9 protein-coding genes and 1 pseudogene are annotated in these 11,690 nt (G+C 42.5%); 4 read left to right on the top strand and 6 right to left on the bottom strand.

Annotated elements, in window-relative coordinates:
- Positions 1–123: pseudogene (locus IM479_RS22335) on the top strand (IS630-like element ISMae25 family transposase); the annotation flags it as partial.
- A gap of 94 nt (positions 124–217) precedes the next feature.
- Here IM479_RS22335 and IM479_RS22330 read toward each other — a convergent pair.
- Positions 218–823, bottom strand: coding sequence for a DedA family protein (locus IM479_RS22330; protein WP_002755550.1), 606 nt, complete (start codon positions 821–823; stop codon positions 218–220).
- Positions 824–973: 150 nt separating this feature from the next.
- Positions 974–2,251 (bottom strand): adenosylhomocysteinase, encoded by a 1,278-nt coding sequence (ahcY, locus tag IM479_RS22325; RefSeq protein ID WP_287685096.1) that lies wholly within the window; start codon positions 2,249–2,251, stop codon positions 974–976.
- 243 nt (positions 2,252–2,494) lie between these two features.
- On the opposite strand from ahcY, the gene IM479_RS22320 reads away from it, so the two are divergent.
- The gene (locus tag IM479_RS22320; RefSeq protein WP_287685095.1) at positions 2,495–3,670 is read left to right on the top strand and encodes an ImmA/IrrE family metallo-endopeptidase; all 1,176 of its coding nucleotides are present in this window, start codon (positions 2,495–2,497) and stop codon (positions 3,668–3,670) included.
- Positions 3,670–4,107 carry a PIN domain-containing protein gene (locus tag IM479_RS22315; protein WP_287685094.1) on the top strand — a complete coding sequence of 146 codons (438 nt, stop codon included), beginning with the start codon at positions 3,670–3,672 and terminating at the stop codon, positions 4,105–4,107. The genes IM479_RS22320 and IM479_RS22315 overlap by 1 nt, the downstream gene beginning before the upstream one ends.
- A gap of 89 nt (positions 4,108–4,196) precedes the next feature.
- On the opposite strand, the gene IM479_RS22310 is transcribed toward IM479_RS22315, so the two are convergent.
- The 4 genes from IM479_RS22310 to IM479_RS22295 all read right to left on the bottom strand — a co-directional run bounded on the left by IM479_RS22310 (position 4,197) and on the right by IM479_RS22295 (position 9,197).
- Positions 4,197–4,868 (bottom strand): riboflavin synthase, encoded by a 672-nt coding sequence (locus tag IM479_RS22310; protein WP_287685093.1) that lies wholly within the window; start codon positions 4,866–4,868, stop codon positions 4,197–4,199.
- A 15-nt stretch (positions 4,869–4,883) separates the two neighbouring features.
- Positions 4,884–6,179, bottom strand: a complete 1,296-nt coding sequence (proA, locus tag IM479_RS22305) for a glutamate-5-semialdehyde dehydrogenase (protein ID WP_287685092.1) — start codon at positions 6,177–6,179, stop codon at positions 4,884–4,886.
- A 198-nt stretch (positions 6,180–6,377) separates the two neighbouring features.
- A complete protein-coding gene (gene dxr, locus IM479_RS22300) occupies positions 6,378–7,550 on the bottom strand; it encodes a 1-deoxy-D-xylulose-5-phosphate reductoisomerase (protein ID WP_287685091.1) in 1,173 nt (390 codons plus the stop codon).
- 813 nt (positions 7,551–8,363) lie between these two features.
- Positions 8,364–9,197, bottom strand: a complete 834-nt coding sequence (locus IM479_RS22295; protein ID WP_110578684.1) for an acyl-CoA desaturase — start codon at positions 9,195–9,197, stop codon at positions 8,364–8,366.
- 505 nt (positions 9,198–9,702) lie between these two features.
- On the opposite strand from IM479_RS22295, the gene IM479_RS22290 reads away from it, so the two are divergent.
- Entirely contained in the window at positions 9,703–10,926 is a 1,224-nt protein-coding gene (locus IM479_RS22290; protein WP_287685090.1) for a methionine gamma-lyase family protein, read from the top strand.
- Positions 10,927–11,690: the final 764 nt, after the last annotated feature.

Here is an 11,690-nt window from a genome sequence, read left to right as displayed (position 1 = left end):
CGTAATCAGACTGCATCTACAGTAATATGGACGTTTACGACCAGCGATGCTAGGGTCAAGCTGAAACATCTTTATCCTGTGTTTGAGGAGGAGGAATCGGGAGAATCTATTGCACCAAATTAGCTGAAACAGTCCAGTAGGGTGCGTTAGACGGCAAAAATTGCTGATTTGACTGGAAGGTGACAATCCGTCGTAACGCAGCACCTATGATCAACATTTACTCATACCGGCGGTTGCGTTTGCGGATAATCCAGAGGATAAACCAGATAACCAGGACAAGTAGAGCTATTTTTGAGACGGGAGCCAGATATTCTTCCACAAGGGGGTAATTTTTCCCTAAAAAGTAACCTGCTGCCGTTAAAAAAACGACCCAGAGGGTCGTGCCGATGGTGGAGTAAACTAAAAAAGGAATCATCGCCATGTGATTCATCCCAGCAGGTAGGGAAATCAAAGTTCGCACTCCGGGGACCAAACGACAGAGTAAAACCGCTTTACTACCGTGACGATTAAACCATTGATTGGCTTTTTGAATATCTTTAGCGGAAACGGTAATCCATTTGCCGTATTTATCGGCTAGTTTTTCGATTTTTTCCTCATCCACAACCCGACCGAGATAATACCAAGGTAGCGCTCCGACTACGGTTCCGACAATCCCCGCTACCACTGCCGGAATAAATTCCATTTGTCCCTCATGGACGGTAAAACCCGCTAGGGGCATAATTAATTCTGAGGGAATGGGAGGAAAAAGATTCTCTAAAAACATTAATAGGGCTATGCCTAAATAGCCCATCGAAGTCATTGTATTTGTAATCCATTCAGTCATATTTTTTTATGATTTAGAAAACAGTTTAAAAGTAAAAAAAGGGGGTTGGGGAAGTATTTTCAGTAAACTGAAAACTCACACCTGATAACTGAAAACTCACATCTGAAAACTGAAAACTCACACCTGATAACTGATAACTGATAACTGATATTAGGTTCCGGAAGTCCAGGAGTTGATATATTCTAATTGGGCTTCGGTGAGGGTATCGATTTCAATCCCCATGGCTTGCAGTTTCAAACGGGCGATTTCTTGGTCTAATTCGTAGGGAATTGAGTAGATGCCGGGGGCCAATTTACCTTTATTTTTAACCAAGTATTCTACACCGATCGCCTGGTTAGCGAAACTCATATCCATAACGGCGCTAGGATGACCTTCGGCGGCTGCGAGGTTAACTAGGCGACCTTCACCGATAACAACGACGGATTTACCGCTTTTTAGGCTATATTGTTGGGTAAAGTTGCGAACTTCCTTAACATTATTGGCTTTTGCGCCTAAAGCTTGCAGGTCGATTTCAATATCAAAGTGACCGGAGTTGGAAACAATCGCCCCATCTTTCATCACGTCAAAATGTTCGGCCCGGATAACGTGCTTGTTACCAGTAACAGTGATGAATATATCGCCTTCTTTAGCGGCTTCATCCATGGGCATAACCCGGAAACCGTCCATCGCTGCTTCAATGGCGCGCACGGCGTTGATTTCGGTGACAATTACATTAGAGCCTAAACCTTTGGCCCGCATAGCGACACCTTTACCACACCAACCATAACCAGCCACAACCACGGTTTTACCGGCAAGGAGGATATTGGTGGCGCGAATGATACCATCAAGGGTAGATTGACCTGTACCGTAGCGATTATCAAAGAAATGCTTGGTTTCTGCGTCGTTAACGTTCATTGCGGGGAAGGATAAGACCCCGGCTTTGAGCATGGCTTGCAAACGGACGATACCAGTGGTAGTTTCTTCGGTAGTACCGATAATGTCGGGTAATTGGTGACTTCTTTCTTTAACCAGGGTGGCCACTACATCACAACCATCATCGATGATAATCTGGGGTTTGTGATCGAGGGCGATTTGAACGTGACGGTGATAGGTGTCGTTATCTTCCCCTTTGATTGCATAAACGGGGATGCCGTAATCAGCGACTAAACAAGCGGCCACATCATCTTGGGTGGAAAGGGGATTACTAGCAATTAATAACGCATCAGCGCCACCGGCTTTGAGTGCGATTGCCAAATTGGCGGTTTCGGTGGTAACGTGACAGCAAGCGACTAAACGCAGTCCAGCAAAGGGTTTTTCGATGGCGTAACGTTCGGCTAATTGACGCAAAACTGGCATTTCCCGACCGGCCCATTCGATGCGCTGTTTGCCGATGGGGGCTAAACTAATATCTTTAATGTCGTATTTCTGTTGAACTGGTGTTGCTACCATAAGGGGTTTTCCTTAAATACAAGCCTAGGCTATTGGTTAATTTAACTTAACATTGTCTGGGTATTTTGGCTAATGTCAAGCTTTCGGCTGGTTTTTTATATAGGAAAAAATTATCAATCCCTCGCTGACATATCCAGAACTCAGTACATTGTCTCTATTTTGGGCGATTATTTAGTACAATGAAACTATCACACAAGCTAAATTAAGCTAGAAATCTCTATCTCGTGATGATAAGATAAACCGATGGGCGAGAAACTGACAGGCGTTAATCCCAAGATAATCCAATGGGCAAGAGAAAGGGCGAGATATTCTCTTGAGTCTGTGGCGGTCAAGTTTAAAAAAGATGTTTCTGTTATCGAGAAATGGGAGTCAGGAGAGGACTTTCCTGCCTATAGTCAATTGGAAAAGTTAGCAGAAATATATAAACGTCCCCTCGCTTTATTCTTTTTCCCAGAACCTCCCCTAGAAGCGGAGGAAAAACAAGAATTTAGAACTTTGCCAGACTTTGAAATCGAAAATTTGGCCGCCGATACTATCTATGCTTTACGACAAGCACAAGCGATGCAATTGTCGCTCTCAGAAATTAATAATGATATTAATCCTAGTACCAAGAAAATCTTTCAGGATATTTCGGTTAGTTCTAGTGATGATTTAAGGAAATTAGCCGAACAGATCAGAAATTATTTAAACGTTACTCTAGAAGAACAACTGACCTGGAATGATCAGGAAACTGCCTTAAAAAAATGGCGTAGTGCCGTGGAAGAAGCCGGTATTTTTATTTTCAAGCGTTCTTTTAAGCAGCGAGAAATTTCGGGATTTTGCTTGATAGATATTGAATTTCCAATCATCTATCTTAATAATAGCACGGAAAAATCTAGACAAACATTTACCATTTTTCATGAATTAGCACATATTCTTTTGCAGACTAACGGAATTACTAAGTCTAACGATAGATATATTAATAGTTTGCAAGGAGAAAATAAATATATCGAGATATTTTGTAATAAATTTGCTGCGGAGTTTCTGCTTCCTAATCATGTTTTTTCTGAGATAATCAGAGAAACAATAGTTAACGATAAAATTATCTCGAAAATTTCCAGTGATTATAAGGTTAGTCGAGAAGTAGTTTTACGAAAACTATTAGATAATAACTTAATCTCCCAGAAAGAATATACTCTTAAAGTAAGGGAGTGGTACAGTGAGCAGGTGGGAAAAAGTCAGGACAAAAATAAAAAATCTGGAGGTGATTACTATGCTAATCAGGCGACATATTTGGGAGAAAATTACCTAAAACTTGTGTTCAATAAATACTATCAAGGCCAATACGATATCGAGCGCGTTGCCGATTATCTAAACATTAAAAAAGTTGCTATGGTGGAACAACTTGAACAATATTTATTAGACAAGGGACTGTTTTGATGGTTTACATTTTTGACACAAGTAGTTTTAAGGTTTTAGGAAACTATTTTCCCAAAAGTTTTCCTACCGTTTGGCAAAAAATCGATTTGCTTGTGTCAGAAGGTAAACTAAAATCAGTACGGGAAGTGCTTAAAGAAGTAGAATATGGCAATAATAAACAAATATTTTTACCACCCACTGCTCAGGAAACTTTATTTATTGCCGAAATTTTTTCTATCAGAAACTTTAAGGATTTAGTGAGTGAAAAAGCAAGATTACAAGGAAAACCAGTGGCAGACCCATTTATTATTGCCGCTGCTAAGATAAAAGACGGTTGCGTAATTACCGAAGAAGCCTTAAAGCCTAATGCTCCCAAAATCCCCACAGTCTGTCAACACTTTTCTATCGATTGTACCAATGTTCAGGGTTTAATGGAGCGAGAAGGTTGGCAATTTTAAAACTAAAATTAATGGATAAATTGCCAATAAATTTATATGACGAGTCGTGCCAGATTGATTTTCTAGTTGAAAAGGCTTTTTCTGGAAAACTAATAACCATGTTCAGCCAGAAATTCTAGGCTAATCTCGCTAGGAGCGTGATAAGAGCGCATTCCTAGCAATTTTTCCACATATTTGCCTAAAATATCCCCTTCTAGATTCACCCAATCGCCTAATTTTAAATGGGAAAGATTGGTTTCGGCGTAGGTATGGGGGATGACAGCCACTTTAAACCAGCTGCCGGAGGCATCGCAATCGGCCACGGTTAAACTGATGCCATTAACAGCTATACTGCCCTTACCGACGATGTAACGAGCTATGTAGTTATTCCACTCGTCTTCTAGGGAACTAGGGGCAGCAAAGGTCATTTCCCAAGAATTAGCCACAATTATCGATTCTAATAAACAGCCAATTCCGTCCACATGACCGGTGACAAAATGACCGCCGATTTTACTACCCACCCGCAGAGAGGTTTCTAGGTTAACGTTGGTTTCTGTGTGAATCCTTCGTCCCAAAGTAGTGCGCTGTAGGGTTTCTGGGGAAGCAGTGGCCACAAAACCCTCTGGGAGAATTTGCTCAACTGTCAAACAAACCCCATCCACAGCCACACTATCACCAATCATTAAATCTTGGAGAATTGTATTAGAGGATACAGACAAATATAGTCTATCAGTATCCACGACCCGAATCGTTCCCAAGTCTTGAATTAATCCTGTAAACATCTGCTTTTTTCTCGACTATAAATCTTTGTGAGTGAAAGATTGGGCATTTTCCCCAGAATAATCGGCGACAATATGACCATCTCCGGCTAATTGATATTTGTAGGTCACTAATCCCTCTAATCCCACCGGACCGCGGGGGGGCATTTTTTGGGTACTGATACCCACTTCGGCCCCAAAACCGTAACGGAAACCATCGGCAAATCGGGTGGAACAATTATGAAAAACTCCGGCGGCATCGACTCGATCGCTAAAGGTTTTGGCTGTGTTAAAATTTTCGCTGACAATGGCTTCCGTGTGTCGAGAACCGTAATAATTAATATGTTCGATTGCCGATTCTAGACTATCGACAATTTTAATTGACAGAATTAAATCACTATATTCGGTTTGCCAGTCTTGTTCTGTGGCCGATGGCACGTTAATAATCTGACGAGTTGCTTCATCTCCCAATAATTTAACCTTTTTTTCCTCTAATGCCTGGGCCACTGCGGGTAAAAATTGTCTAGAGATTTCTTGATGAACTAATAAAGTTTCAATGGTATTACAAGCGGCAGGATATTGAGTTTTGCCATCGACGGTAATCCTAATTGCTTTGCTTAAATCGGCTTCTTTGTCGATGTAGAGATGACAGATACCATCGGCGTGACCAAGCACAGGAATGCGGGTATTATTTTGGATATAACGAACAAATTCGTTAGAACCTCTAGGAATTATTAAATCGATGTATTGATCGAGTTTTAATAGTTCCTGAATTTCTTCTCGTGTTGTTAATAATCGTACCGCTGCCGGATTAACTTTAGTTTGACTCAATGCCTGATGAATAATTGTTACTAAAGCTTGACAAGAACGGATCGCTTCTTTCCCCCCTTTTAAAATAACGCCATTACCAGATTTAATCGCTAAACTGGTAATTTGAATTAAAGCATCGGGACGAGCTTCAAAAATCACCCCTAAAACCCCCAAAGGACAGGTTATTCTCTGAAGAATTAAACCTTGATCTAATTCCCGATTAATTTGCATCGTAGCTAAAGGATCTGCTAATTTAGCCACATCTCGCACCCCGGCAATAGCGGCTTTTAATTTACTAGGACTTAACTCTAACCGCGCACATAAAGCTGGAGATAATTCCATCGCCTTGGCTGTTTGAACATCGGCGATATTAGCTTCTAGTATTTTATCAGCATTGGCAGTCAAAGCCTCAGCAATAGCCTCTAAAGCTTCATTCCTTTCTTCGTTAGTCAGGATAGCCAGTTGACGACTCGCTTGACGGGTTTCTCTGGCGATTTCGGGGAGGGATAGAGAAGTTGTAACCATAGAAAATTAAAAGTAATAACCGCTATCTTGTTTATTTTATCTTATTTTTGATCAAGCTTCAGGGTTATTTAGGGTTATCAACTCTTGCCCTAATCATCATAAATCTAGTTAACCAGAAAAAATAGCCGAAATTAGTGATTTTTCTATCCTAGACCTGTAGAGACATTAGAGTTAACATCCCTACAGAATCTAGACTATCTAGACTAGATTGGCAATCAGACAGTTAGATACCTCTTGACGCGCCCAATTATCGGCGGCTAAAATGTCATCTAGGCTAGGAGTAGAACTGTTATGAATTGCAAAGCGATCGCAAACTTTTTCGATCACCCGGGGAATATTTAAGAAGCTAATCTTTTCTTCTAAAAATAATGCTACCGCTTGTTCATTAGCTGCGTTTAATACTGCTGGCATTGCCCCACCCGCGCGGCCGGCTGCGTAGGCTAATCCCATACAGGGATATTTTTGATGATCGGGTTCTTTGAAGGTTAAACTGCCGGCTTTAACTAAATTTAAAGGTTCCCAATCGGTATAAATTCTTTCAGGCCAAGACAAGGCATATAACAGGGGTAAACGCATATCAGGCCAGCCTAATTGAGCTAAAACCGAGGTATCCTGTAACTCAATTAAAGAGTGAATAATACTTTGGGGATGAATAACAATATCGATCGCATTATAATCGACACCAAATAAATAATGAGCTTCGATAACTTCTAGACCTTTATTCATTAAAGTAGCCGAATCGATGGTGATTTTTCTGCCCATCGACCAGTTAGGATGTTTGAGGGCATCAGCTACAGTTACTTGAGACAATTTTTCCACCGGTAAATCGCGAAAAGCACCCCCAGAAGCGGTGAGAATAATCTTTTTTAATCCCCCCGGGGGAACTCCCTGTAAACATTGAAAAATAGCTGAATGTTCCGAATCGGCAGGTAATAATTTAACTCGGTGTTTTTCCACTAAAGGCAGCACCACCGGACCGCCAGCAATCAGGGTTTCTTTATTAGCGAGGGCGATATCTTTACCGGCAGTAATAGCGGCAATCGTGGGCAGCAATCCCGCACAACCGACAATTCCCGTGACGACGCTTTCGGAATCGCCATAACGGGCCACTTCGATTACTCCTTCCTTTCCTGCTAGGATAATCGGGGTATAGTCAAGGTCGGAAATTAGGCTTTTTAGGTCTTCTAGTTGACTTTCGTTATTAATCGCCACGATTTGCGGGCGAAATTGCCGAATTTGCTCCGATAGTAGTTGAATATTATTACCCGTGGCTAATCCCACCACTTGAAACTTATCGGGATGATCGGTGACAATATCGAGAGTTTGAGTGCCGATCGAGCCAGTAGAGCCTAAAATCGAGATTTTTTTCATAGAAACTTACTATAATTTAGGGATTAGCTTTTAACTTAGTGTCAGCATTCATGCCATCGCTAAAAGCGATGGGACGGGGCTTTTAAAGGGGCGAAGTAATTCACCCCAGGGTTCCCCTCATGAATGCTGACTTTGTATATAGACAATTCCAAAAAACTATGTTATCATGAACGGGTCTTGACCACTATTCCTTAAGCGATAAGCGAGCTTCGACGGGTCGTGTTGCAAGAAAAAGTATGGGTCTTAGGAACTAGGACTCCTGCCTGGGTCGGGAAGGTAAGACTTGCTATCTTTCGAGGTAGAAAGCGCATCCCATTGAAGCAGGAAGCTCTCAACGACCTTGAGAGTGGTTCACTATACGTTCTCTGGGGTCTTTCTGCCACATCAGAGTAAATATTAAATATTTGTTAAGAAAGTTGCTAGTTTGACTTTTTTGTGCTATGGGTTAGAAAAAGTCGGCGATCGAGATGGTGACAGGGAAGAAATCGAATAGAAAGGCTAATGGATTAGGCTGTCTAGCGGGGGGTCTGGTTTTTTGCCTCTTATTTCCCCTGTGTGTTTACTTTTTTGGTTGGTTATCCTTCGCTGTTGGCCCGATGAGTTGCGCTTTCCCCAGTCAATGTTCAGCAGAGGGGGAAATAATCAAGTTTATCCTATCAATGATTTCGTTTTTTGGGGGAGGATTGGCATTACCTATATTCCTCAGTTGTGCCGTGGGAAAAGCTGTTAGATTTGGGTTAAGTCGCAGAAAAAATAACCGAACTTAAGTTTAAGTTCGGCTAGATTTATAATCTATTTAACTACTGGATAAAACTAACTTTCTGTCGCCGTTGCCGTGGTGGGAGGTAACTTAATATTAGTAGCTAATCCCAGAATTTGCAGCAGACGGATGGTCATCCAAGTCAGGTCAACCTCCCACCATTGTAGGCCATGACGGGCCGAATACTGATAGGCATGGTGATTATTGTGCCAACCTTCACCGAAAGTTAAGAGAGCAACCCACCAACAATTTTTAGAATTATCGTGGGATTCATGGCTAACATAACCAAATTTGTGGGTGGCGCTGTTGACAAACCAAGTGGAGTGGAAAACTAAGACCAAGCGAACAAAAATTCCCCAAATTACAAACGGCCAACCACCCATAGCATAGAGAATTAAGCCTAAAACAATTTGGATAGGAACAAAATAATTTTGACAGAATTTATAGAAAGGATCGTCGGCGATATCTTGGGTAAAACGAGCAATTTCTTCGTCGGCAGGAATTTCGTGCAGCATCCAACCCATGTGACTCCACCAGAAACCTTTATTAGAATCGTGGGGATCGGGAGCAGTATCAGAATATTTATGATGAATACGATGTAGGCCTATCCATGCGATCGCACCTCCCTGACAAGCGAGGGTCCCGCACAAAACCAGAAAGTATTCTAACCATTTGGGAGTCTTAAAACTCCGATGGGAAACCAAACGATGAAAACCGAGGGTAATTCCTAAACCCCCAGTAATCCAATAGAGAATCAATGTCACTCCCACAGCACCCCAGCTAAAATTGCTAGGCAAGAAGGCTAAAAGAGCCACTAAGTGGATAAAAGCCATGTAGATGAGAGTCACCCAGTCGATGGGAAGTTTTTCGGAAGTCGCAACAGTCATTGAATAACCCAAAGGGAAACAACAGGAGACAGAGCATCATTGTCTTATCTGTCTCGATTTGACACAGGGGGAACTTTGACGCTTATTGACATACCCCACGCCGTAAACGGACGTGGATTCTTCTAGCATCACTGCTGAGAATTTCTGGCTCAACGAGTCCACTTGAATTAGATTCCTGGCGAAATCCCACCCAGAGGTGGTTCTCTCCTCAGACTTTCGCTCCATTACAGAAGCCTGTTTTCGTGTGCCCCACGATACAGTTCAAAACCTCTAAAATACTTGGTTTCTCTGGTACTTGGTGCTGAGAATTTTTACCTATAGGAGCATTCCCCTATAGAACCCCATAACTCTAGTTTTCAAGGTGCGTTCATCGGTTGATGACTGGGTTTTTCAAGCGGTTGCTTACCCGGCCCGCTATTCTTAATATCATACATCATATAAAGTCGCCCTTTTAGGGCGAGGCTTTAAACCCAATTTTTCGGTAACAAATATCACATATTGTTTGATGGATATCCCCTCTCTACTCCACAGGGCAGAAAAGGCCTTACTCCCCATCTTTTCGGAAATTGACGCACAGGTCAAGGAAAATCTCCGTCAAGTCCTCGCTGCTTTCCGTGAAAACCGCGTCGGGGTGCATCATTTTGCTAGTGTTAGTGGTTATGGTCATGATGACTTGGGACGGGATACTTTAGATCAAGTGTTCGCCCAAGCCCTGGGGGCCGAAAAGGCAGCGGTGCGAGTACAATTTGTTTCAGGAACCCATGCGATCGCCTGTGCCTTGTATGGGGTTCTCCGACCGGGGGATGAAATGTTAGCGGTAGCGGGTGCGCCCTACGATACCCTAGAGGAAGTAATCGGGATTAGGGGCAGTGGTCAAGGCTCTTTAAAGGATTTTGGCGTTAGTTATCGGCAATTAGAGCTAGATTCTACCGGTGCGATCGATTGGTTGGCTTTAGAAACGGCAGTTAAACCCCAAACCCGTTTAGTACATATTCAAAGGTCTTGCGGTTATTCGTGGCGATCGAGTTTGTCTATTGACGAAATCGAGAGAATTGTCCGTATAGTTAAACAACAAAACCCGAATACGGTCTGTTTTGTCGATAATTGCTATGGAGAATTTATCAACACCAAAGAACCCACCGACGTGGGGGCAGATCTAATGGCCGGTTCTCTAATTAAAAATCCCGGAGGTACAATCGTCACGGCCGGGGGATACATAGCAGGTAAAGCGGAATTAGTGGAAATGGCCTGCTATCGTCTGACAGCACCGGGAATCGGTAGGGAGGGAGGGGCAACTTTTGACCAAAATCGTCTTCTTTATCAGGGATTGTTTCTAGCTCCGCAAATGGTGGGAGAAGCGATGAAAGGCAGTCATTTAATTGCCTATGTGGGCGATAAGTTGGGTTATCCGGTCAATCCGGCTCCTTTTGTGCCTCGACGCGACATTATTCAAGCGATTAAACTCGGTTCCCCCGATAAGCTGATTGCCTTCTGTAAAGCCATTCAAGCCTATTCTCCCATCGGTTCCTACTTGGATCCCGTTCCTGCCCAAATGCCGGGCTATGAGAGCCAAGTAGTGATGGCTGGTGGCACGTTTATCGATGGTAGCACCTCGGAATTCTCCGCCGATGGACCCCTACGGGAACCCTATATCGTTTTTTGTCAGGGGGGAACCCATTGGACTCATATTTCCCTGGCCCTAGAACAAGCGATCGCTGCTTTATCTTGAATGGTTCCTCTCACCTTCCTTTTCTCCCCTAGTTAGGGTTTGCTAAAAAAGTTTTTCTTGGCGGTAGGGTGTGGGGTGTTGGGGTAGTGGGGTGTTGGGGAATTTATACTAAATCCGTTGAGTATAGGCTACATATCAAGACAGGCAAAAGGCACTCATGCAAAAGGCAAAAGGGGGGATAAATAATCAGTCTTTAATAACCGGATTTAGTATTAGGTGAAATTTCCCCATCTCCCTATTTCCCCATCTCCCTAAATCCCTATCTCCTAACTTCCCGTCTTTGTGGTTAACAAAAAGGGAACAGTCAAGGGGCAAAAGTGCCATTAATACAAGCTTTCAACATCAGTATTTATTCCTTTTTTTATTTTTGGGAAGGACTTATTGATTGATTTAGGCTCTTTTTTTGGGGTAATTCCTAATTTTTAATATCAAGTTAAATGTCTGGACATCAGGTTAATTAAGCATAGGAAAATGAGAAAAAATATCACCTCAGTAAATTTATCTATAACTCATAACTGATAACCGAGCCAGAGCTAACTCAAACAAGAACTGCTCGGTTCGCATCTTAACTTTGTAGAAATATCGACAATCGAGAATTGTCAGTGACTCTTAAATTATTACCGATCTTTGACATCCTCACCGCCGTAAACGGACGGTGATTCCCAAACCTCACGATTTAGGTTTCTGCTTCTTTCCCTTGCGGGGTTCCGCACCTGCCTTAACAGATTTACTCTGTTCTGGTCTTATGGTCGCTCTACAGACTG

It is taken from the genome of Microcystis sp. M165S2 (genome assembly GCF_020245885.1).
Taxonomy (GTDB): domain Bacteria; phylum Cyanobacteriota; class Cyanobacteriia; order Cyanobacteriales; family Microcystaceae; genus Microcystis.
Note: the sequence above shows the minus strand (reverse complement) of the source record. Positions and strands in the feature narration are given on the sequence as shown.